26 protein-coding genes and 2 pseudogenes are annotated in these 23,764 nt (G+C 39.9%); all 28 read left to right on the top strand.

The features are described 5' to 3' along the window. Nucleotides 1–23: 23 nt before the first annotated feature. The 28 genes and pseudogenes from LN051_RS09045 (at nucleotide 24) to LN051_RS08910 (ending at nucleotide 23,758) form a co-directional block, all read left to right on the top strand. On the top strand, nucleotides 24–218 hold the full coding sequence (locus tag LN051_RS09045) for a hypothetical protein (protein ID WP_229292207.1): 195 nt from the start codon (nucleotides 24–26) through the stop codon (nucleotides 216–218). 152 nt (nucleotides 219–370) lie between these two features. After that, the gene (locus LN051_RS09040) at nucleotides 371–772 is read left to right on the top strand and encodes a hypothetical protein (protein ID WP_229292206.1); all 402 of its coding nucleotides are present in this window, start codon (nucleotides 371–373) and stop codon (nucleotides 770–772) included. Between the two features lie 366 nt (nucleotides 773–1,138). Next, a complete protein-coding gene (locus LN051_RS09035) occupies nucleotides 1,139–1,519 on the top strand; it encodes a DNA-binding protein (protein ID WP_229292205.1) in 381 nt (126 codons plus the stop codon). Next, nucleotides 1,503–2,468, top strand: a pseudogene (locus tag LN051_RS09030) (PBSX family phage terminase large subunit); the annotation flags it as partial. The gene LN051_RS09035 and the pseudogene LN051_RS09030, both read left to right, overlap by 17 nt. Nucleotides 2,469–2,631: 163 nt before the next feature. Next, nucleotides 2,632–3,219 (top strand): HNH endonuclease, encoded by a 588-nt coding sequence (locus LN051_RS09025; protein ID WP_229292204.1) that lies wholly within the window; start codon nucleotides 2,632–2,634, stop codon nucleotides 3,217–3,219. A 142-nt stretch (nucleotides 3,220–3,361) separates the two neighbouring features. Next, nucleotides 3,362–3,661 (top strand): annotated as a pseudogene (locus tag LN051_RS09020) (terminase large subunit); the annotation flags it as partial. 4 nt (nucleotides 3,662–3,665) lie between these two features. Continuing rightward, entirely contained in the window at nucleotides 3,666–5,075 is a 1,410-nt protein-coding gene (locus tag LN051_RS09015; protein WP_229292203.1) for a phage portal protein, read from the top strand. Then, nucleotides 5,044–5,997: a phage head morphogenesis protein gene (locus LN051_RS09010; RefSeq protein ID WP_229292202.1), complete on the top strand. Its 954-nt coding sequence runs from the start codon at nucleotides 5,044–5,046 to the stop codon at nucleotides 5,995–5,997. The genes LN051_RS09015 and LN051_RS09010 overlap by 32 nt, the downstream gene beginning before the upstream one ends. A gap of 1 nt (nucleotide 5,998) precedes the next feature. Then, entirely contained in the window at nucleotides 5,999–6,205 is a 207-nt protein-coding gene (locus LN051_RS09005) for a hypothetical protein (RefSeq protein ID WP_229292201.1), read from the top strand. A 113-nt stretch (nucleotides 6,206–6,318) separates the two neighbouring features. Then, on the top strand, nucleotides 6,319–6,915 hold the full coding sequence (locus LN051_RS09000) for a phage scaffolding protein (RefSeq protein WP_229292200.1): 597 nt from the start codon (nucleotides 6,319–6,321) through the stop codon (nucleotides 6,913–6,915). A gap of 16 nt (nucleotides 6,916–6,931) precedes the next feature. Continuing rightward, the gene (locus tag LN051_RS08995; protein WP_229292199.1) at nucleotides 6,932–7,756 is read left to right on the top strand and encodes a N4-gp56 family major capsid protein; all 825 of its coding nucleotides are present in this window, start codon (nucleotides 6,932–6,934) and stop codon (nucleotides 7,754–7,756) included. 14 nt (nucleotides 7,757–7,770) lie between these two features. Then, a complete protein-coding gene (locus tag LN051_RS08990) occupies nucleotides 7,771–8,052 on the top strand; it encodes a Rho termination factor N-terminal domain-containing protein (protein WP_229292198.1) in 282 nt (93 codons plus the stop codon). Further along, a complete protein-coding gene (locus LN051_RS08985) occupies nucleotides 8,052–8,348 on the top strand; it encodes a phage head-tail connector protein (protein ID WP_229292197.1) in 297 nt (98 codons plus the stop codon). The genes LN051_RS08990 and LN051_RS08985 overlap by 1 nt, the downstream gene beginning before the upstream one ends. A gap of 1 nt (nucleotide 8,349) precedes the next feature. Next, complete coding sequence (locus LN051_RS08980) at nucleotides 8,350–8,685, top strand: phage head closure protein (RefSeq protein WP_229292196.1); 336 nt, start codon at nucleotides 8,350–8,352, stop codon at nucleotides 8,683–8,685. Next, on the top strand, nucleotides 8,672–9,082 hold the full coding sequence (locus LN051_RS08975; RefSeq protein WP_229292195.1) for an HK97-gp10 family putative phage morphogenesis protein: 411 nt from the start codon (nucleotides 8,672–8,674) through the stop codon (nucleotides 9,080–9,082). Before LN051_RS08980 ends, LN051_RS08975 begins: the two co-directional genes overlap by 14 nt. Nucleotides 9,083–9,093: 11 nt before the next feature. Beyond that, nucleotides 9,094–9,516: a DUF3168 domain-containing protein gene (locus LN051_RS08970; protein WP_229292194.1), complete on the top strand. Its 423-nt coding sequence runs from the start codon at nucleotides 9,094–9,096 to the stop codon at nucleotides 9,514–9,516. Nucleotides 9,517–9,519: 3 nt separating this feature from the next. Further along, nucleotides 9,520–10,065, top strand: coding sequence for a phage tail protein (locus tag LN051_RS08965; RefSeq protein WP_229292193.1), 546 nt, complete (start codon nucleotides 9,520–9,522; stop codon nucleotides 10,063–10,065). Between the two features lie 65 nt (nucleotides 10,066–10,130). Next, nucleotides 10,131–10,634, top strand: coding sequence for a tail assembly chaperone (locus LN051_RS08960; protein ID WP_420853972.1), 504 nt, complete (start codon nucleotides 10,131–10,133; stop codon nucleotides 10,632–10,634). 38 nt (nucleotides 10,635–10,672) lie between these two features. Continuing rightward, nucleotides 10,673–10,954 (top strand): hypothetical protein, encoded by a 282-nt coding sequence (locus LN051_RS08955; RefSeq protein WP_229292192.1) that lies wholly within the window; start codon nucleotides 10,673–10,675, stop codon nucleotides 10,952–10,954. 2 nt (nucleotides 10,955–10,956) lie between these two features. Then, complete coding sequence (locus LN051_RS08950; RefSeq protein WP_229292191.1) at nucleotides 10,957–13,893, top strand: phage tail protein; 2,937 nt, start codon at nucleotides 10,957–10,959, stop codon at nucleotides 13,891–13,893. A 12-nt stretch (nucleotides 13,894–13,905) separates the two neighbouring features. Continuing rightward, complete coding sequence (locus LN051_RS08945; RefSeq protein WP_229292190.1) at nucleotides 13,906–14,841, top strand: phage tail family protein; 936 nt, start codon at nucleotides 13,906–13,908, stop codon at nucleotides 14,839–14,841. A gap of 13 nt (nucleotides 14,842–14,854) precedes the next feature. Then, nucleotides 14,855–16,708, top strand: coding sequence for an SGNH/GDSL hydrolase family protein (locus LN051_RS08940; protein WP_229293660.1), 1,854 nt, complete (start codon nucleotides 14,855–14,857; stop codon nucleotides 16,706–16,708). 11 nt (nucleotides 16,709–16,719) lie between these two features. Further along, complete coding sequence (locus LN051_RS08935) at nucleotides 16,720–19,383, top strand: peptidase G2 autoproteolytic cleavage domain-containing protein (protein WP_229292189.1); 2,664 nt, start codon at nucleotides 16,720–16,722, stop codon at nucleotides 19,381–19,383. Beyond that, complete coding sequence (locus LN051_RS08930) at nucleotides 19,383–20,924, top strand: BppU family phage baseplate upper protein (protein ID WP_229292188.1); 1,542 nt, start codon at nucleotides 19,383–19,385, stop codon at nucleotides 20,922–20,924. Before LN051_RS08935 ends, LN051_RS08930 begins: the two co-directional genes overlap by 1 nt. Further along, nucleotides 20,925–21,275, top strand: a complete 351-nt coding sequence (locus LN051_RS08925; protein ID WP_229292187.1) for a hypothetical protein — start codon at nucleotides 20,925–20,927, stop codon at nucleotides 21,273–21,275. Between the two features lie 2 nt (nucleotides 21,276–21,277). Continuing rightward, nucleotides 21,278–21,415, top strand: coding sequence for an XkdX family protein (locus LN051_RS08920; protein WP_229292186.1), 138 nt, complete (start codon nucleotides 21,278–21,280; stop codon nucleotides 21,413–21,415). A 13-nt stretch (nucleotides 21,416–21,428) separates the two neighbouring features. Further along, the gene (locus LN051_RS08915) at nucleotides 21,429–21,728 is read left to right on the top strand and encodes a DUF2951 family protein (protein ID WP_229292185.1); all 300 of its coding nucleotides are present in this window, start codon (nucleotides 21,429–21,431) and stop codon (nucleotides 21,726–21,728) included. Between the two features lie 122 nt (nucleotides 21,729–21,850). Then, nucleotides 21,851–23,758: a glucosaminidase domain-containing protein gene (locus LN051_RS08910; RefSeq protein WP_229292184.1), complete on the top strand. Its 1,908-nt coding sequence runs from the start codon at nucleotides 21,851–21,853 to the stop codon at nucleotides 23,756–23,758. The last annotated feature ends 6 nt before the right edge of the window (nucleotides 23,759–23,764 follow it).

Below are 23,764 nucleotides of genomic sequence, written 5' to 3'. Positions count from 1 at the left end.
TTTTGACAATAATTGTTATATGGATGTTGATAGAATATATTATAAAAAATAAATTTAGAAATAGGCATGTGGATGCAACTTTAGAGTTTGCTATAGGGTTACTTGTGGCGGCGGCTATGGCCATTGGTTTAATAAATGACAGAGCGGAATTAGTGTTTGCGGTATTAATCACTATGATTCTGTTGGAAATTAGAAGCATTAATTTGAAAGAGGATTGATAACATGTGGTGGATTATATTATTTGTCATATACACATTGTTGCTTATTGGATTTAAGGTAGAGAATGCACAGTTGAAAGGGAAGTTGGAAGCTAGGGAATATGAAAAGCAAGTGCTTGAGAATAGGTTGAAACACATTGAGGGGGAACGCGATGTACAGTAAAGAGGCGATTATAAATATGATTGGCACACATAAGATGAAATGTAATGTGCTGGCTGATGTGGTGCCTGAATATGATAGCAACTCTATAGCACAATATGGTATACAAGCGACGTTACCAAAGGGTAAAGGGGAAAACAACAGTAAGGTAGAGGATATCGTTGTGAGATTAGATAGAGCGAATAAACGATTTTCTCAAATGCTAGTAGAAGTTGAGTTTATTAATAAGTCTCAACAGAAACTGGGTCATGTAGACTTCTGTTTTTTAGAGTTACTTAAAAGAGGATATCGGCGAGATGAAATCATAAAGAAAATGCCTAATGCTAAATTGAACCGCAATAACTTCTTGGCGAGACGAGATGAGTTGGCAGAGAAGATATATTTATTACAATGAATGACAAAAATGACACTAATGACTATTATAACAATGTTTTGTGTATACTGATTTATTTAATATAATAAATGTGTGGTTGATATGTATTCTCCTCCTTTCAAATAACCGGGCGTCTGTAATGGGCGTCCACTTTATACTGATATGAGTGTATAACTCAACTTTGGATGATTGGGTAAGCGTTTATCATGTATATGTTGCGCGCCCGGTTGCCGAACCGCTTATCTATTGGGTAGGCGGTTATACATTCGTATGAGTGTAGAGCTCAAATAAAATAACAAAACATAATCATTAGACACTGGTTTCTCGGTGTCTTTTTTTATATGTCAAAATAAGGTGAATTAACCGTGAGAGTTGGTGATAAATGAGATGACAAACATGCAAAATAACGCAACATTCGGGGCGTACTTAGAATTAACGAAGAAGCAACAGGCTTATATACAAATCAAGACTGATACAGGCGCAAAGGATATGGACATCGCAGAACAAATTGATGTGAACCGAGCTACTATATCCAGATGGAAAGCTAACGATAAGTTTAGAGAGGGATTTAAAGGGTATCAAGCGGAGCATTTACAAAAGCAAGTGCCTAAAGCCCTACAAACCATGATTAGCCTATTAGATGCTAAAAGTGAGTTAGTAAGGTTTCAAGCGTCCAAAGACATTCTTGACCGTACAGGATACAACCCTGTGGAGAAGCAAGAGATAGAGCATACAGGGGCGGTGATGTTTAATGACGACATCAATTAATCTTTCGTCCTTAATACCTAGACACTTTCATGATTTGTGGAGAGCTACCAAAGACTATAACGTATTGAATGTTGTAGCAAAAGGTGGTCGTGGTAGTGGTAAGTCATCAGACATATCTATAATCATTACGCAACTAATTATGCGCTATCCGATGAATGCGGTAGTTGTCCGTAAGACAGATAACACACTAGCAACATCTGTATTTGAGCAAATCAAGTGGGCGATTGAAGAACAAAAGGTGTCACACTTATTTAAGGTTAAGGTGTCGCCAATGGAAATCACATATAAACCCAGAGGGAATCGTATTATCTTTAGAGGGGCGCAGAACCCTGAACGATTGAAGTCGTTGAAAGATAGCCGGTTCCCTTTCTCTATTATGTGGATTGAGGAGCTCGGAGAATTTAAAACCGAAGATGAAGTGACCACGATAACCAATTCAATGTTACGTGGCGAGTTGGAGGACGGATTGTTTTATAAATTTTTCTTTAGTTACAACCCAGCCAAGCGTAAACAACATTGGGCTAATAAGAAGTATGAATCATCCATACAACCTGATAACACGTTTGTGCACCATTCAACATACTTAAATAACCCGTATATATCCAAACAGTTTATACAAGAGGCAGAGGCTGCTAAACAAAGGAATAAGTTACGTTATCGCTGGGAGTATATGGGTGAAGCAATAGGCAGTGGCGTTGTACCGTTTAATAACTTGCGTATTGAGAAGATACCTGACGAGTTATTTAAAACATTCGACAACATACGTAACGCTGTCGACTTTGGTTACGCTACTGACCCGTTAGCATTTGTCCGTTGGCACTATGACAAAAAGAAACGTGTTATATACGCTATGGATGAGTATTACGGCGTGCAAATCAGTAATAGGCAGTTTGGTAAGTGGCTGTGGTCTAAAGGTTATCAGAGCGACGATATATACGCGGATAGTGCTTAATGTTAGGCACTTAACTCGGTTAATTGCTGGGAACTCCTAAAGCTTTAAGTACCAAATGGTAACAATCTTAAAGATATGTGGACAATCAGCAGCAATATCATTAAGTTTTATGTCGTCATTGTGTCATATAAATGGTATAATAACCATAGGGGTGATATCAATGAAGATGATAAAAGAGATTAAAGGTTATGAAGATATTCTTGACTGTTATTTTGTAAATGAATTAGGCGGTGTTTATAGTTATTCTGCTAACGGTGGAAAAAGACGTAAAGAGCCTAAGAAATTAAAGCAATATGTAAAAACGGGCGGTTATTTATATGTAGCGCTAATGACCAATAGTAAAAAGGTTAGATATTTAAGAACTCACAGAATAGTAGCTGCGGCTTTCATAGATAACCCTAATAACAAAAAATATGTAAATCATATTGATGAAGACAGACAAAATAATAATGTGACTAATCTTGAATGGGTTACACCTAGAGAAAATAATTTACATTCATTAAAAAAGAAAATGTATGTTTACACTTTCAATGGAGATTTGGAAAAAACTTATCTGTCTACAAAGGAATGTGAAAAAGATGGTTACAACAGAGGCCATGCTTGCGCCTGCGCGAGGGATGAAACCAAATCGCATAAGAAAAGAATATTTAGTTATAAACCTTTAACAAAAGAAGATGTTGTTCAACGACTATCGAAACCGCACTATTTAAAAGGTGACCCAAGGAATAAAAATAGTGTAAGGGAGTAGAGTACACTCAAGTGAGTGGAAAAACCGAGCAATAAACGAGACCTTTCGAGGTCTTTTTTTATTGAAGATATAGTCTAATCTTGCAGGAAACTGTAAGCGGTTAATAACGGGCTGAGATTAACGACCTCAGTTGAATAAAATGGAACCCAAGTCTATTGATGAGCTTAAAAAAGAGCACGGAGTTAAGCGAATCAAGGGAGTTAAGAAAGGACCAGATTCTGTTGAATATGGCGAACAATGGTTGAATGATTTAGACGCTATTGTGATAGACCCGAACCGAACACCTAATATTGCCCGTGAATTTGAAAATATAGACTTTGAAACAGATAAAGACGGCAACGTTAAGCCTAAGCTAGAAGATAAAGACAACCATACAATAGACGCGACACGATATGCATTAGAGCGTGACATGCGTCAAAACAAAATATCAATTTTAACGTAAGAGGGTGATTAAAATATATTGGCCAAACGAAGTGCCCTATCACGAGAGAGTGGTTAAGCAGATTAAACCCAAATTCGAGACGCAAGAAGAAATGATTATCCGTTTGATAAATGACCATAAGCCGAAGATAGAGAAAATCGTGATGGGCGACAGATACTATAATCATGACCCTGATGTGCTACATCTTCCGCCTAAGTTGGATAACAAGGGTGTGGTAGACCCATTCAAACCTGATTGGAGAATGTACACTAACTACCATCAAAACTTAGTGGACCAAAAAGTAGCTTATGCGGTTGCCAACCCTGTTACTTTTGGTACTGATGACGATAAGTCATTAACGACCATTCAAAAAGTGCTTAATCATAAATGGGATGATAAGTTGGTCGACATTCTGACTGCAGCAAGTAATAAAGGTATTGAGTGGCTGCAACCCTATATCGATGAGAATGGAGAATTTAAAACATTCCGTGTACCTGCAGAACAAGCAATACCTATTTGGACGAATAAAGAGCGTGACACGTTAAAAGCGTTTATTAGGTATTACGAGTTGGACGGGGCAGAAAGAGTTGAGTATTGGACAGATACGGACGTTACTTACTACGAATATCAAGAGGGGCAATTGATACCTGATTTTTATCATGGAGATGACCATGTTCAATCACATTATTACGTTGGTAATAAGCGTGTGAGTTGGGGGCGTGTTCCATTTATACCGTTTAAAAACAACCCTCAAGAAGTTAGCGACCTGTTTATGTATAAAACAATCATTGACGCTATGGACAAGCGCCTGTCTGATACGCAAAACACTTTTGATGAATCAACTGAATTGATTTACGTATTAAAAGGATATGAGGGGCAGAACTTAGATGAGTTTATGCGTAACCTCAAATACTACAAAGCGATTAATGTAGATGGCGACGGAAGCGGTGTTGACACAATTCAAATAGAAGTACCAGTGCAGTCGTCTAAAGAATATTTGGACATGCTACGCGACTATATAATCGAGTTTGGTCAAGGTGTGGACTTCCAACAAGATAAATTCGGCAACAGTCCGTCGGGTATCGCATTGAAGTTTATGTATAGCAACTTAGACTTGAAAGCTAACAAATTAAAAAACAAAACACTTACTGCGTTGCAGGAGTTGCTACAGTACATCATAGATTTCTACAAGTTGAATATTAAAGTGCAAGATGTAGAAATCACATTCAACTTTAACGTCATGGTCAATGAGTTGGAACAATCACAAATCGGTGTGCAATCGCAATACCTATCTAAAGAAACTGTTGTTACTAATCACCCGTGGGTTAGTGACCCTGTGGCAGAACTTGAGCGCATTGAACAAGACAATATCGAATTTAACACTCAAGTAGAGGGTGACGCTAATGACAGAGCGCAAAATAACCAATCAGAATGATGTTGATAAGATTATTGAGCGCTTAATAGCTCAATCCGAAAAAGAGTTAGAGGTGTTGTTTGCTAGGTCATTAAAAGAGATTAAGCAAACACTTTCTGATATGTATGCTAAGTACGAATCGGACGACCCTCACGTCACGTGGACAGAGTTTAACAAATACAATCGTTTGAATAAGCAGTTAGCGCGTATAGCAGACATGATGACCAACGATTATAGAGAAGTAGCCAAAGCGATTAAAAAGACGCAACAGAACGTGTATATAGAGCAATATATGATGAGCTTGTATCTGTACGAAATGGCTAGTCAAACATCTATGGAATTCGACGTCCCTACACCAGCAGTGATTAATAAAGCGATTGAACAACCTATTGAATTTATTAAGTTAGTGCCCACATTGCAGAAACATCGCAATGAAATTTTAAAACGTATTCGTATACACATCACTCAAGGCGTTATGTCAGGCGAGGGTTATTCAAAGACTGCCAAAGCTATTAGTGATGACATAGGCATGAGTAAGGCGCAGGCGTTGCGTGTGGCTCGAACTGAAACAGGTAGGGCATTGTCGCAAGCTAACCTCGATAGCGCTCACATAGCGCAAGATAACGGCTTTAAAATGATGAAACGATGGTTTGCTACTAAGGACGCGAAAACACGTGATACACATCGCCATTTGGACGGTAAGAGCATTCCGTTAAACGAGAACTTTAAATCCAGTGGTTGTGTAGGACAAGCACCTAAGTTATTTGTGGGTGTAGCAAGTGCTAAAGAGAACATTAACTGTCGTTGCAAGCTACTACACTACATTGATGAAGAGGATTTGCCAGGTGTTATGCGTGTGAGGAATGATGATGGCATGACAGAAGTCGTTCCATCCATGACCTACAGTGATTGGGAGAAGATGAAACGAAAAGGTGGTGAATAATGTGGATTTTAAAGTAAGTGTAAAAGTTGATGCTGATGAAGCTATAGAAAAATTGGAACGTATCAAAGCGTTATACAAAGAAATAAATGATTTGCAAAACGAAAGACCTATTGTAAACATAAAAGTTAAAAATGAGGCGGATATTCCCGCAATTAAAACTTATATAGAAGAAGAAAATACCAAAAACATTGATTTTAGCCTTATGTAGCTAGCACCTTATGTGCTGGCTATTTTTATGCCCAAATCATGCTCAAGGCGTTAAAAGGTGCAAACTCGTGCTGGAAAAGACCAGTGTTATCAAAAATGTGAGGAGTAATAATTATGAAAAGAGAATTTTTACGTGGTTTAGGTTTAGAGGAAGAAACAGTTCAAAAGATTGTAGATGAACATCACGATACGTTACGAGATTTAAAAAGTGAAGCTAAAAAAGTTGAATCTCTAAAAGAGCAACTAGAAAAAGCTAACAAAGAACTGGAGAACCGAGACAAACAAATCACAGACCTTCAAAAAGCTAAAGATGGGGACAATCAAGAGCTTAAAGACAAGTTAAACCAATACAAGCAAGAAAACGCCCAATATCAAGCTGATATGAAGGAGCTAAAACTAAATAACGCCATCAAGTTAGCAGTTGCTAAAGAAGCAAATGACGCAAACGACGTTCTATTAATGCTTGATAAAAGCAATTTAGAACTTCAAGAAGATGGCACAGTTAAAGGTTTAGATGACGCAGTTAAAGGGCTGCAAGAATCTAAGCCTTATTTATTTGCAGAACAAAAACCCACAGGCCGTACACCTAACGAGGGTGAAAGTTTAAAAGGCGGAATCACTAAAGAACAATTTGATGACATGACCGTGTCTGAACGTGAGAACCTTTTCTACAACCATCGTGAAACGTACGACAAATTAATTAATGAGTAAAGTGAGGTAATTATTTATGGCAACAGGTACAACTAAATTAGCGTCATTGGTAAATCCAGAAGTATTAGCGCCAATGATGCAAGCAGAGTTAGACAAAAAATTACGATTTGCACAATTTGCAGAAATCGACAACACATTAGTAGGACAACCAGGTAACACATTAACATTCCCAGCTTTCGTTTATAGCGGAGACGCTAAAGTAGTGGCGGAGGGAGAAGAAATTCCAATAGACCAAATCGAAACCCAAAAGCGTCAAGCTACTATTCAAAAAATTGGTAAAGGTACTGAATTAACTGATGAGGCTTTACTTTCAGGCTACGGCGACCCTAAAGGCGAAGCGGTACGTCAACACGGTTTAGCAATCGCTAACAAAGTAGACAATGACGTATTAGCTGCACTTAAAGGCGCGTCATTAACAGTTAATGCAGACATCACTAAATTAGCTGGATTACAAAGCGCTATTGATAAATTTAACGATGAGGACTTAGAGCCAATGGTATTATTTGTTAATCCATTAGACGCCGGTAAGTTACGTGGTAACGCTACTGACAACTTTACACGTGCTACTTTATTAGGCGATGACGTAATCGTTAAGGGTGCATTTGGCGAAGCGTTAGGCGCAGTTATCGTACGTACAAACAAGCTAGATGTAGGTGAGGCAATCCTTGCTAAAAAAGGTGCGGTTAAATTAATCACTAAGCGTGACTTTTTCTTAGAGGCGGAGCGTGACGCTTCACGTAAAGCAACTGCTTTATTCTCTGACAAACACTATGTGGCGTACCTTTATGACGAAGCTAAAGTCGTTAAAATCAATAAAGGTTCAGGCTCATTAGAAGTTTAGTAAGGAGTGATAATATGCTATCACGAGTGATTGCTAAATTCACAGACGGGCAAGATGAAGGACACCTTTATAACGAGGGTGCCCTTTATCCTCGATTAGGATATAAACCTACCAAAAAGCGCATTGAAGAATTGGCGTCGGGTAATAACAAGCGCAATCTTTCTGTAATCGAGGTTATCGACTTGGCTAAATTGAAAGTTGATGAGCTTAAAGACATTGCAAAAGAGCGTGAAGTTAACGACTACGATTCGCTAAAAAAGGCTGAATTGATTGAGGCGTTAGAGGGTGGTCAATAATGCTACCTAAAGAAGTTAAACAACTCAATAAAATGCCTGTTGAAGATACGTCTAATGATGATGTTTTAACTAATTTAATTTTGTTTTATAAAGGAATTGCGGAAGAGTATTGCAATAAAACGTTTGTTGTTCCGTATCCATTTGGCGTAAGGAAGTTTATAGCTGAAAGTATCAAGTATGGTACAAATGGCAATATATCCAGTCGCACAATGGGCACGGTATCTTATACGTTTGTAACTGACCTACCGCAATCAACCTACAAACACTTAAAACCTTTACGCCGATTGAGGTGGTAAAATGTTTGACCCTTACGACGAATTCCCCCACACAATTAGAACTGGAATTATAAAGAAAGTGGGCGAGTATCCTATTATTAAAGAGCGCTTTGTAAGCGAGAAAACAATTAAAGGATTTATGGACACGCCCACTGTTTCTGAACAACTTAAATTCCACCAAATGTCCGAGGACTGCGACAGAAACTTGTATATACCGTATGACTTGCCAATCTCTACTAATACTTTATTTGAATATGAGGGCAGAATCTACGGCATGCAAGGCGATGTTATCGACCAAGGCGGTCAACATGAAATAAAAATGATTCGACTTAAAAAGGTACCATATGGCAAAGGTTAAATATGGCGCTAACTCGATTGTTGCAGACCTTGAAAAGTATTCCAAAGACATAGATAAGTGGGTTAAAAAAGGTATAGCAAAGACCACGATGAAGATTTATAACACGGCAGTCGCACTTGCACCTGTTGACCAAGGTTTTTTGAAAGAAAGTATCGACTTTCGTTTTGAGAACGGCGGTTTAACGGGTGTTGTTAATGTAGGCGCGAGTTACAGTTTATACGTTGAATATGGTACTGGTATTTACGCCACAAAAGGCAGTCGTGCTAAAAAGATTCCGTGGAGTTACAAAGACCCTAAAACTGGGCAATGGATAACAACTAAAGGACAAGCACCTCAACCGTTTTGGAATCCTGCACTTGACGCAGGTAGAAAAACGTTTGAAGCGTACTTTAACTAGGAGTGCTGCATATGTGGGTATCAGTAGAACCCGAACTTACAAATCAATTATATAAGCGGTTAAAAGAGAGCCCTATTATCAATATGTTTGTTGGCGATAGGGTTTTTGATGTTGTTCAAGAGGACGCTGTTTACCCATATATCATCGTGGGTGAATCAAACGTAACTAATAATGAATCGAGCGCTTCAATGCGAGAGACAGTCGGTATCATCTTTCATGTGTATTCGCAATTCGACACGCAGTACGAAGCGAAGTTGATTATTAGCGCGATTGGGCACGTCCTTAACCGTCCGATACAAATAGAAAATTATGAATTTGAATATAGCCGTATTGATAGTCAATCGGTATTTCCTGACATCGACAGGTTTACCAAACATGGCACGATACGGCTTCTGTTTAAGTACAGACACATTAAAAAGAACGAGGGAGTGTAATATATGGCTCAAAAAAGTTATTTAGCTGTTGTGCGTCCTGCTGAAAGCAAACTTGATAAAGTTGACGCTTTGTTATTGGCGGACTTGCAAGAGGGCGGACACACGATTGAGAATGACCTAGCTGAAATCATTCGTGGTGGCAAAACTGATTACTCATCAAACGCTACATCGGAAGAAATTAAATTAACTGTAGGCAATGTGCCAGGCGACCCTGGTATCGACGCTATGAAGAAGGCAGCCAAGACTGGCGGTCAAGTCCGCGTTTGGTTGTATGAACGTAATAAGCGTAAAGATAACAAGTACCACGGTATCTTTGGTTACAGCGTGCCAGAATCTTTCGAAATGTCATTTGATGATGAAGACAACAAAATAGGACTAACGCTAAAAATCAAGTGGAACACGGCAGAGGGTACAGAAGATACTTTGCCACCTGAATGGTTTGAAGCGGCTGGTGCTCCAACGGTTGAATACGAGCACTTTGGTGAAAAAGTTGGCACATTCGAGGAAATGCAAAACGCTACGGCGTCATCAAGCACACTTGAAGTCTAACTTAATAATAAAGGGGGCATAAGCTCCCTATTTTTTTATACAAAAATTAAAGCGAGGTATTTATTTTGAATCCAATTACAATTTTAAAGATTAACGATAACGACGTAGAAGCTAAAGCTACATTCTTCTTTGACAAGACAGCTAAAAAGTTTGCAGAAGAAAAAGAGGACGCAAACGGCAAAATGGTAAAAACGCCAGGATTCAACGTTATCTATAACGGCATTTTAGAGCGTGACACTGACGCAATCGCTAGCTTTTGGGAATGTGCAACGGCTTATTTAGGCAAAAACGCACCTACACGCGATGATATTGAGGTTGCCTTATATAAAGTCATCGAAGAAAAGAACGACACGCTAGAGCTATTACAGGGCGCATTAGAGGTGTTAAACAATAGCGGTTTTTTCAAGCAGAAGTCTCGTCTATTCTGGTCACAGATGAACGAAGCGCCGAAGTTGGCGAAAGAAGACGAAAAAGAGTCAACGAAAGCGGGAATCGAATTCATGAAAGAAAACTACAAAGAAATCATGAACGCGGAACCTTACTCAACTACTCCGAAATCCGACAACTAACAGCAAGGTTTGTCGGTTATATACCTGAATGCGAACTAATGATGATGACGCCGAATGAATGGCGTGATTGGATAATAGGTTCGCAAGACAGATATTTAGACCAACGTCAACTTGGTGTGGAAAGCGCACAAGCTAATGGCCTTGTACAAGCAGGCAAATCAATCAAACGTATTACTAAAGACATAGAAAAGCAACGTTACGAGATAAGAGAACCTGGCAGCTACAAGCGCATACAACAAGCAAGACTGGCCGAAGAAAAGCGTAGACGTGAGTTATTCAAGGCTGGTACTAGACGTTGGCTAGAGCAGAAAGGAGGTTAAGCGTGGATAAAAATTTCATGGTCAAAATCATGGCTAACATCAGGAACTTTCAAGCGAATGTACGTAAGGCTCAAAGTATGGCGAAAACATCGATTCCTAATGAGATTGAAACAGATGTTAAAGCGGACATCTCTAAATTCCACCGCGCTTTACAACGTGCAAAAGCTATGGCTCTAAAATGGCGTGAGCATACAGTAAAAATTGACGGTAACAACGCTCCTTTAAGGCATTCAATAAATGGAGCTAGAGCAATGTTAGCCACATTGTTTGATAAGACAGTAAAGGTTAAGTTTGACACTAGAGGCATGACAAGGGCGCAAATACTTACGAGAGCACTTAACCAATCATTGACAGACTACGGCGACAAAATGGACGCCTTAGCATCGAAAATACGCACATTCGGTACTGTATTTAGTCAACAAGTCAAAGGTTTAATGATTGCAAGTGTACAAGCGTTAATACCAATTATAGCTGGATTGGTACCTGCTATCATGGCCGTGCTTAACGCAGTTGGTGTGTTAGGTGGCGGTGTACTAGGTTTAGCAGGCGCATTCAGTATAGCAGGCGTAGGTGCAGTAGCATTTGGTGCTATGGCAATCAGTGCCATTAAGATGTTAAAAGATGGTACATTGCAAGCGACGAAAGAAACTAGAGCTTATCAATCCGCTTTAGAGGGTGTAAAAACAACGTGGCAAGGAATCATTAAACAGAATCAGGCACAAATTTTTAACACATTAGCAAACAGTTTAAACACGGTCAAAACAGCCTTAACTGCGTTGAAACCTTTCATATCTGGTGTGGCACAATCGATGGAACAAGCCTCACAGAAGTTATTAAAATGGTCGCAAAATAGCCAAGTAGCGCAACGGTTCTTCAACATGATGAATACGACGGGTGTTAAGACGTTTAACGCTTTGTTAAGTGCTGCAGGGCGTTTTGGCGACGGTCTAGTTAATGTGTTCACTCAATTAGCACCTCTTTTCTTGTGGGTTGCTAATGGCTTAGATAGTTTAGGTCAGAAGTTTCAAAACTGGGCAAATAGTGTAGGTGGCCAAAATGCGATTCGGTCATTTATCGAATACACGAAAACCAACTTACCTAAAATTGGACAAATATTCGGCAACGTGTTTTTAGGTATAGGCAATCTAATGAAAGCATTCGCACAAAACAGCGCGAGCATATTCGATTGGCTAGTTAATTTAACAGCTCAATTTAAATCATGGTCTGAACAGGTTGGCAAGTCAGAGGGATTTAAACAATTTGTGCAGTACGTGCAACAGAACGGTCCGGTGATTATGGAGTTAATCGGTAATATCGTGCGTGCGTTAGTAGCATTCGGAACGGCTATGGCACCTATCGCAAGTGTGTTATTAAGATTTGTAACTGCCTTAGCAGGATTCGTCGCAAACTTATTCGAAGCACACCCTGCTATTGCCAAAATTATAGGTGTATTTATGATTTTAGGTGGTGCTGTGTGGGCTTTAATGGCACCGTTATTAGCTGTAGGTACAGTTTTAAGTAATGTATTTGGCGTATCGCTTATTAGTGCCATAGGCTCAATTGGCGAATTTATATCTTCGAGTGGTGCTTTAACCGGTATCTTAAATGTACTCCGTGGCGCTTTCGCATTTTTAATGAATCCAGTTGCTAATATAGCAAAATTACTACCAATGTTAGGTACGGCATTGACTGCCTTGACGGGACCAGTCGGGATTGTCATTGCAGTTATTGCAGGATTGGTTGCGATGTTCATCTATTTATGGAAGACAAACGAGAATTTCAGAAATACCCTAATCAATGCTTGGAATGGCATAGTTAGCGCGGTCAGTGGTGCAGTTAGTTCGTTAGTAAGTTGGTTCCAGCAACTCGGTGCAAGCATTATGCAGACCCTACAACCGATAATGCCTATTCTACAAAAACTGGGTCAATTCTTCTCTGAAGTGCTAGGCGTGGTGGTTGTTGGAGTTATTCAATTGCTAATCACTAGCTTTCAAGCCTTGTGGAATGCGGTTTCGATTATCTTCACGGCGATAGGTGCGATTATATCGTCGGTTATCCAAATTATCGTCGGTATTTTTACCGCTTTCATTCAATTGTTAACTGGCGATTTTTCAGGCGCCTGGTTGACATTACAAAATACGATAATCAACGTTGGCCAAACAATTTGGGGTGCAATATCGTCAATTTGGAATCAAATTTCTAATTTCATCTTCACTACACTAAACAAAATTTTAGGTACGAATATTACAAGTTGGGGGCAAATTTGGAGTGCGATTACTGGATTTGTCACTCGGATTTGGAACTCGGTATCTAGCTGGTTTAGTAAAACGGCAGCTACGGTGCTTGCGAAAATGGTACAAGCATACAGCTACATCGTGTCTAATGGCGCTAGATGGGTGTCATCTATTTGGAACACAATGATTAGCTTTGTAAGCCGAATTATATCAGGCTTTGTGAGAGTGGTAAGTGAGATAGAAAGCGGAATGCAACGCGGGTTAGACAGAATCACTAGCTTTTTCGGAAGTTTTATGAGTGCTGGTGCGGAATTGATAGGTAAAGTGGCAGAAGGTATTGCTGGTGCCGCATGGCGAGTGGCTAGTGCGGTTGGTAATGCAATATCTAACGCATGGAGCAACGTGACCTCTTTTGTTGCATCACACGGTGGTGGTATGGGTGGCGCCGTATCACAAGCACAGTCGCTGGCTTCAAGAGTGGGCGACGCTTTCAGTACCGAATTGTCATCTAACCTCACAGACGGATTAGGTGGCGGTATGGGTGGCGTTGTTGACACCCACATGACGAAAGACGTACAACACAGTATGCAAGAAAACAACAGACCTATCGTTAACATTACTGTACGAAACGAATCTGATATACCTGCTATTAAATCATATATCGAAGAAACAAACGCAAAAAATGCAAGTTTTCAACTTATGTAAGGGGGCAGTCAATTGATTGCGCATGACATAGAAGTAATTAAAAACAACAATAAATACCGTATCAGTAACAACCCCTTTACGTATGACGCATTGCGGGTTGTTTCTTTCAATGTCGAGGGCGCAGGTTATAGCCGTAGCTTCGACAATGTGGAAAGAATCAATGGTCGTTTTTATAATTCGACAGTTGAAGAAAAGAAGAAAGTTGTACTTGTGTTAAGATACGACGTTAGCAGAATGGCTTATGCCTCGCATTTAAAATCCACTATACAAGATTTGTTTAGCGGGCATTTTTATATGCGTGAGCTTGCTACACCTGACAACTCAATCGTATATGAGAGTGTGTTTGCTAGCGAATCGCAAAAGTTTGAAATGGAATACGTGGACGGCAGACAAATATACGTCGGTCTTGTGAATGAAGTGTCATTCGATACGGGCAAGATTGGTGGCGAAATCACGCTAGAATTTGAAACGATTAACCTACCATACTTCGAAAGTATAGGTTACAGTACAGACTTAGAAAGAGACCCTAACATGGAGAAATGGGCAGTACCAGATAATCTACCATTCAATAAATCTGATATTAAACGACGCTACACATTTGAAAACGTAGCCTATGACGATGTTTATTATAACGGTAGCGTTCCTATTAACCAGTTTAACCAAGATAGCGTGGTCGAAATCACGCTTGGTAAAAACGTCAGCAAGAATGACGATAAAGGGTTTACATTCTATATGACGCACAGCAACATGATTAAGATTAAAGGTTTAGAGTTAAAAGCAGGCGATGTCATCAGGTTTGATGGCTTGCATACGTATCGTAACAACTTACGTATCGATAATTACAACACTGAATCTGAACAACCAGTTTTACACCCTGGGATTAATCGATTTAAGATGAATCAGGTTGTACAAAAAATAGTATTCAAACACAAAATCTATTCAAGGTAAGGAGATGAGGCGTATTCCAGTAAAATTAAAGAGCTTACAAGGCGTTGGCTTCGATTTATACGTAAGCACAAAGACCAATCATAAGTTAGCGGAAGATGGCACTTTAGAAATGGACATTATCGAAAACAAAGCGACATTTGACGCCATCGGAGCCATAACAAAGATGTGGACAATAACAAATGTTGGTGGACCTAATGACTTCAACGAATACAGAATCGTGGTTTTAGACAAAACTTCGGTTGGGTCCAAAGAGAAGTTGAGCATTAAGGCACGTCTTGTTGAAATTGATGATTTAAACACAACGCGTGTCTATGAACGTTATACAGGTAGCTTTACAGGACAAAAATATTTTGACTTAGTATTTAAAGGTACGGGTTATAAATTCAAACTACATGATGACGTAAAGGCTTCACGCTTTGAAAATTTAGGCAATGCAGATACTAACCTAGACTTATTTAAAAAGGGATTAGAACGTTACAAATTAGAGTATGATTATGACCCTAAAGCAAAAACTTTCAACCTATATAAAACCGTTCAAAAAGACGCTAATTACTTCATTAAAGCGGGAGTGAATGCAAATAACATCAAGATTCAAGAAGACGCTACTGACTGTTTTACTTACATTAGAGGTTACGGCGGATTTGAAGACCAACAAACATACGCAGAAGCTAGCTTGCAATTCGAATACACGCACCCTCTTGCTGATTTAATCGGTAAGCGACACGCACCTGCTGTTATTGACGGACGAATGACCAACGAAGATACGCTTAAAAAAGCAATGGAGTTAACCATTGATGAAAGTATAAAGACGTCTATATCTTTAGACTTCGTGTCGTTAAAAAATCAATTCCCCGAAGCAGAGCCTAAAATAGGTGATGTGGTTCGTGTTACCGACGACCTCATAGGCTACAACGATGTGGTGCGTATCATTGAGATTAGCACGGAACGCGACGCCTACAATAAAATCATTAAGCAAGATGTTGTGTTAGGTGCGTTTACTATGCAGGATAGATACAACAAAGCGGTAGCAAAGGCTGCTAACTATGCTAAAACATTCAAGTCTAACAACCCTGCTAAAGAAGCGTTTGAGTTAAGGGCGCAGACTAATGCTAATACAGCCACAAACCAACAAATCATGGGCGCCACAGATAAAATTAAAGATAAAGTGAATGCCATCGACAGTAAAAGTATCACAACAAGTAACGGTACTATTATTCGCGATTTTACAACCAAGTCATCTATACGCGATGTCAAAATGATAGGCACTGTAGGCGATTCCGTTGCAAAAGGTAGTATGGCGAAAGAAAACTTCACACAAATGCTAGCCAAGAAGATTAAAGCTAAATCTACCAATTTATCGGTTAGTGGCGCGACAATGTCGACAGTTAAAGAAAATAGCATATACGACCAAGCAACTAAAATAGACGGCGACCTAATCATCTTGCAAGGTACTGATGACGATTGGTTGGCTAATGTAGATATAGGCACTGATAAAACGAACTTAAAAACGTTTTATGGTGCCTTTTGTAGTGCAATTGAAGTGATTAAGAAGAACAACCCTAACGCTAAAATCTTAGTCATGACAGCTACAAGACAGTGCCCTATGGACGGTACTAAAATACGACGCAAAGACACGGATAAAAACAAACTTAATTTAACACTTGAGGATTACGTTAACGCACAGGTTATCGCGTGCAATGAGTTAAACGTACCCGTGTTTGACGCGTATCATTCGGATTATTTTAAACCGTATAATCCTGCATTTAGAAAGGCTAGCATGCCTGACGGACTACACCCTAACGAGAAAGGTCATGAAGTGATTATGTATGAGCTTATCAAAGATTATTACTTCTTCTATGACGAATAAGGAGGTACACAATGCCAATAAAATTGATTAAAAAATTCCATTCCGTATTTGGTCAAAAGTTTGTATCTCAAAACGAAAGCAATGCGGAAGATATCGAGTATGCATTAAATAAAAATGAAAAGTACAAAAAATATCACGAAAAAGAACAAGCTACCGCCCACACAACTAATCAGATTGTGCATAAATTGGCGGACGGTACGACCAATAACACTGCTGATGAATTGAAGTATCAACGCAAGCAAATTGAAAGACTTGTGTTAGGTCACAATGGCGACGGAATCCAAGAATTACGCGCAAGCCGCGTGGCTATGGACGCTCAACACTTCGATTCTTTAGCGTCACGACTATATCACGACTTCTTGAACGAGAAGAATAACCGTGAGAAGCTGCGTGATGAATTGTTGGCTAAGATTATGCGTGTGGTTAATGTAGATGATTACGGCGGCGACCCTACCGGTCAAAAGGACAGTACACAAGCATTCACAGACACTTTAGCCGATGGAAACAGAATGGTTACAATGAGTGCTGGAACGTACTTAACTACAGGTATTAAAATGCCGAATAACTCACGTCTTGTGGGGCAAGGCGTAGATATAACTACGATTAAATTTATGGATAGCACACCCGCTGCTAACATAGGTATTACCAACTTGAAGATGAGTGGATTCGCTAAAAATATTTCTCTCGAAAACTTCACTTTCGACGGAAATAAACATAGACAAGACAAATCGCTAAAAGCAGTCGGTGGGTCGCGTTCTAGCAATATCCGCTTTGCAGGTGTTACTAACGGCTACATCTACAACGTTAAGTCATTCGACGCATTACTACACGGCATAGATGTAACTTACGCAAGTGATGACTATTATTATCAAGGCGACGGCAACCGCGTGCCAGAGGCGTTAGAGAGTAAACACATCCACATTGATAGATGTGAAGTTTACGGTCATGGCGATGATGGTATTACAACGCACCACTCGCGTTATCTTACTATTTCGAACAGCTATGCCCATACGCCAACTGGTGGTGGGAATAGCAACGGTATCGAGATTGACGACGGGTCTCAATATGTATTTTTGGATAGCAACAAAACAGAGGGGAACTATGGCGGTCTGGAAATTAAAGGTCATGCTGCAACAAGTGCTGCACAAGGTGTATTTGTAAATGGTCATGTGTCTATTGAAGATATTCGAGCATTCAACATACGCCATATAGGCCACCACAGAAGCGCCACAGACGCTAAAAGTAAAACGGCGATGAATGTGTCATTGAACAACTGTTTAGCGTTATACCCGTATTATAACGGCGTATATCCAGGCACTACACCTAGAGGGTTGTTAATCAGTGCTTATCGTAATGTATCGGTCAACAACTTCACTGCAATTGGCGATAATCGCTTTGCTAAAATCGACGGCGGAAAAACTGACTACACTATGCCGGTTATTGCTGTTCAATTCATGGCAGAAAACGTGACGCTAAACAATATCAATGTCACTGGATTTAAAGACGCTGGGGCAGACGTTAAAATCTTCGGCGGTGCTAACAAAGGTAAACGATTTACAATCAACAACGCTAATATTTGGAACTCATCAAACAAAGTGGGTATTGCCAGCGGTGGTGGTATATATGACTTGAAAATTACCAACTGTAACTTATTAGGTAACGGTTCAGGTAATGGTGTGGAAGCGTACAATAACACGACAATTTTAAGTGGTATTACTGCTGAAAACTACACTAACGCCGCTATGATTGCGAAAGAAAAGTATAGCGTTGTACCTACTATAACTAAGGGTGGATTCAGCGGAGCTTCTACGGGTAGTGCTGCAATTAGCCCTGTAAGTGCTGTTATCGCTTCTACTGGTAACTCTCGCGCTTATGATTCGCGAAGCTATGTCATCGGTAGTGGTTACAACTCTAAGGCGTATGGCTCACGTTCAGGCGTCATTTCATCACTGCAATCTGAAACAACTAAAGGTGGTCACACGCAAATTGTTATCAACAGTAACCGTGTTAAATCGCCTGGCAACTACCATATTGTCGGTGGTTATTCAGATAAGGGCGAAGCGTCCACAAGCAACATCAAAGTTGATTTAAGTACGTTTAGCGGTAACCTAACGCTTGCTGGTAAGATTACGCAAAACAGTGCCGATATTGCAGAGTTGTTCGAATCGCAAAATGGTAAAGCAATTCCTTTAGGAACAGTCGTTACTTTAGAGGGCGACAAAATCAGAAAGGCACAGCCACATGATAAGCCAATCGGTGTTATCTCTGGCACTGCCGCATTAGTAGCCAACGAAAAATCTTATCATCACAAGGACAGATACCTAAAAAATGAATACGGCGTGACTATCACAGAGCACAAGCAAGTAAGCTACTTGGACGACGAGGGTCACGAGCAATTCGAATGGCGCGACGTGCCTGTAGAAAATCCAGATTACGACCCGTCAATCGAATACATGTCGCGTTCAGAACGACCAGAATGGAACACGGTTGGTTTGTTAGGTCAAATCTATACAAACGTTGAGAAAGGCGTATCAGAGGGTGACTTAATCAATGGTCGTGCAGGTACCGGATTCACTGACAATGTGAACGGTAAAGGCCGTGTGATGAAGATTACAACGCCTTATGACGACAAAAAAGGCTTTGGAATCGCATTAGTATTGTGGGGTGTTAACTAGTGGAATTACAAAAAGTAGCGAAAATAAATTTAGAAGAAGAACCTTATTTAAAGCCAATATCTGACAGAGGTATTGGCTTTTACAATTTGGATAAAAACACGGCACAATTTCAGTTTATTGTGTCTAAAAATGACAAACCGTTGCTCATATCAGAGCAAAATGTTAAAGGTTATGCTTTCTTCAAAGGTAAACCTGTCGATAATGAGCGTCCCTCCACATCAGGGGTGTTAGACGTTGAATTCATCGACCCTATGCGTGGTTTGATTGGGGTCACAGTGCCACAATGGTTTTTAAAGAATGTCACAAATTCGACAGTGTTGGGAGAAGTTTATTTATCCCTAAATGACGCCAAACTTGAGGGGAAAGATGACACAGTCGTCTTAGGTACATTTTCATTTAGTGTCAGAGATAGTTTGGTTAACCAAATCGAAAGTGACATTAAAGTAAGCTATATCCGCATGTTTGATGATTTAAGAGAAACGATTGAGAAAAAAGTTGAGCAAGTACAAAAGGACTTGGGCGACTTGAATAGCTTAATCGAGCTTATTAAACAAACTGCGAATGAAGCGGTTGAAAAGATTAACCTAAGTCAAAAACAAACGCTCGATGAGTTGAAGTCGGTTAAAACAGAGGCTCGCACTGATATTGATAACGCTAGAGATGACGCACTTAGACAAATCAGTGCTAAACGTGATGACGTAGACGCCAATTATGAGTTGGTTAAAACATCATTCCAAGAAGTTGTTAAGCAAAGCACAACGGACTTTGATTCGCACGCTACCGACGCCAACACGACGATTGACGAGAAAGTATCAGACTTCAAAAAGACTTTAGAAGCGGACGGATTTGTTAAGCCAGAAGCGCTTGACAGTAAGTTAAGTGATTTGTCTTGGCAGAAGTATAAACTAACTTCCGATGACGGCAACATGGCAATTGTTGAACAATTCGACTTTAACGACTTAGATAATGCTTTGGCTAAAACACCGCACATGTATTTCGGTATTTCGGAAGCCAAAAACGTTCCGAATGATTTATTGAATGCGGGTGTTATGACTAATATCGGCGTAGGGAACTACAGGTTATTAACATATTATCCACATAGCAACCCTGACAAATTTATCACTAATGTTAAATGGGGTGGCGTGTGGAAAGGCTGGAAGCAAAACATCGTTCCTACCGACACTGGTTGGGTCGAGTTTAATTTGCTAAATGGCGCTAAAGCTAATACTGCGTTTAATAGTGACGGAGAAGAAACGGGCTTTAAGTGCTCGTATCGCAAAGTCACGAACGGAAGCGTGACAACGAACTACCTACGATTAAACGGGTCGAACGTAACAAGCGGTCAAATCATCGCCCAACTGCCTAATACATTTACAAAATATTCTCAATCGTTCCCAGTGCGAGTGCCAGTATCAACGGTATTTGCGGGTGGTTATATTACTATCCGCCCTAGTGGAGAGGTTAGGTTTTATGTAAATGGCGACACAAGTGGTTGGAGAACAACAAGCTATTTCTACGGCGAAACAAATTGGAGTGATTAGGTGAAAGTAGTAAAAGTGGTTTATAACGTATCAAACGGACAACCTTTTTTGGTCATGACGAATAGTGAGGGTGAAAGTGTTTACCCTGATTTTGAATATACTGAAATACCAGTGCCCGACGGTTTGTATCAACCGTTTTATTTTGATGTAAGTCAAAACAAATGGGTTGGTACTTCTAAAGAGGACTTCGAAAAGCAACATCAACCAGGGGAAGAAGTGGTCGATATTAAAGACCAAATGATTATGGAATTGACGACGCAATTAGCAGAAACAAAATCAAAAGTCGAGTCAATGGAAACAGCTTTCGTTGATTTGACTGAACAAGTAGCAAGCATTCAAGGAGGTAAATAATTATGGGTAAATGGGTCATTAAGTGGTACAAAGAAGGTCGTTTTACGAATGAAAAATTTAAAATCTTCGTACGTTGTGGCTGGGTGACGAAAGAAGAATATAAAGAATTGACCGGCGAGGACTACGTAGAGGTGGAATAAAGTAGGTGGCGCAGTGTTTGGATTTTATAAAAATAAAGAACACGAATTCCGAATAAGACGTTTAGAAGAAAACGACAAGACGGTATTCAACAAGCTGGACAGAATCGAAATTAGTTTGAAAACTCAAGAAAAAGTCGGAGAAAAGCTCGATTGGACGCTGGAGGAAATGAGGCGTGACCGAGAAGAAGAACACCGCACCAAAGAGAAGAACGCCAAAAACATAAGAGAAATCAAAATGTGGGTTCTCGGATTAATAGGCACTATTTTAAGTACGATTGTCATAGCTGTATTACGTATGCTTATGGGAATTTAAGGAGGTGAGCGCCATGTTTGGATACAGTTTTTGGACGTGCTTCTGGTTTGGCATTTGTAAATAGTTAAAGAAAGTCGACGCTTATGCGTCGGCTTTTTATTATGCAGAAAAGAGGTGCATAAATGGGATTACCAAACCCTCGTACAAGAAAGCCCACAGCTAGTGAAGTGGCGGCATGGGCTAAATATAGATTAGGAAAACGGCTAGATATAGACGGTAGATATGGTCCACAATGTTGGGACTTACCTAACTATATTTTTAGGACTTATTGGAACTTTATTACTTGGGGTAACGCTATGCACATGGCTTACTATAAATACCCTAAAGGATTTAAATTTATTAGATATACAAGAGGTTTTGTACCAAAGCCTGGTGACATTGCAGTTTGGCACCCTGGGAATGGTATAGGTTACGCTGGTCATACCGCAATTGTAGTCGGACCGTCCGACGAGAATGCGTTTACTAGTGTTGACCAAAATTGGAAGCATTATGAAAGGCCTCCTAACTACAATGCGGGAAGTGCTGCGAGTTTGGAAAAACACGGTTATGTTAGTGTGACGGGTTTCGTGCGTCCTGCATACCACCCAGAAGCTACCGACCCTAAAACGCCAACGGACATCAAACCGAATATCAAACCTAATAAAAACGATAAATTAACCACTACAGGAGAAGCTAAAAAGCCTGAATTCAAAGAAATCAAGAAAGTGCAATATACGTCGTTTAGTAGTATGTTAGATGAAAAACTTGAGTATATTGACCATTATGTAGCATACGGCAATATGCAACCTAAGCCTAAAGGTATATATATAAAAGAATCATCGCATTTGCGGTCTGTAGAGGAATTATACCTACAACGTAACAAATACATTGAAGAGGGTGAATACCCGCATGTATACGTCGACAGAGAGCGTGTGTGGACACCTAGACCGTATGACAGAGAAGCGCCACAATATCCTGGTTGGTTAGTTGTAGAGGTGTGCGGTGGACAAACTGAGGGCAAGCGTCAATTCATGCTTAATCAAATAAGGGCTTTGATTTATGGCGTTTGGATGTTAGGTTGGACAGATTTGAAATTATCCCGAAGTAGTATTAAGGTAGACCAAAACATTTGGCGTACGATGAAAGATTTGATTAATTATGACTTGATTAAAAATGGCATACCTGATGAAAGCAAATATGATGAGGTTGAGAAGAAAATCATCAATCTGTATCTAAATAAAGATAAGTTGATGAGAGAGACAATCACGACCACGACCACAAAAATGAAGATAAGAATCAGCAATACAACCACAGTAGATACGCCAAGCACTGGTACGGCTCCGAAGTCTAAAGAACCTAGTAAGGCTCCCGAAATTGTAGTAGAGAAAAGTCCTTTTACTTTCCAAAAAGCACTCGACTTACAAATGGCAAGAGGCATGCCTCAAAAGTCATATACATGGGGCCGGGGTAATGCGTCACGTTCGGAAACGAGCAAATATATGAATCCTAATACAATTTGGGATTCAGGCACACAACGCTATCAAATGCTTAACTTAGGTAAGTATCAAGGCATTTCTGTCGATAAGTTGAACAAGATTCTACAAGGTAAAGGCACGTTGTCAGGTCAAGGTAAGGCGTTTGCAGAGGGTTGTAAGAAGTACAACATTAACGAGATTTATCTTATAGCCCACGCTTTATTAGAAAGTGGTAATGGTAGGTCTTACTTTGCGAGTGGCAATGCAGGGGTTTATAACTACTTTGGTATTGGTGCATTCGACAACAATCCTAACAATGCAATACCTTTTGCCCGTAGTAAAGGGTGGACATCACCACCTAAAGCGATTATTGGTGGTGCTAAATTCGTAAGACGTGACTATATAGACAAAGGGCAAAACACTTTGTACCGCATGCGATGGAATCCTAAAGCACCTGCCACACATCAATATGCTACTGCTATTGAATGGTGTCATCATCAAGCGACCAATATTAGCGCATTCTACAAAAAGATTGGGCTAAAAGGTGTTTACTACGTTAGGGATAAATACAAATAGTGAGGT

This window comes from Staphylococcus ratti (assembly GCF_020883535.1).
Lineage (GTDB): Bacteria > Bacillota > Bacilli > Staphylococcales > Staphylococcaceae > Staphylococcus > Staphylococcus ratti.
Note: the sequence above shows the minus strand (reverse complement) of the source record. Positions and strands in the feature narration are given on the sequence as shown.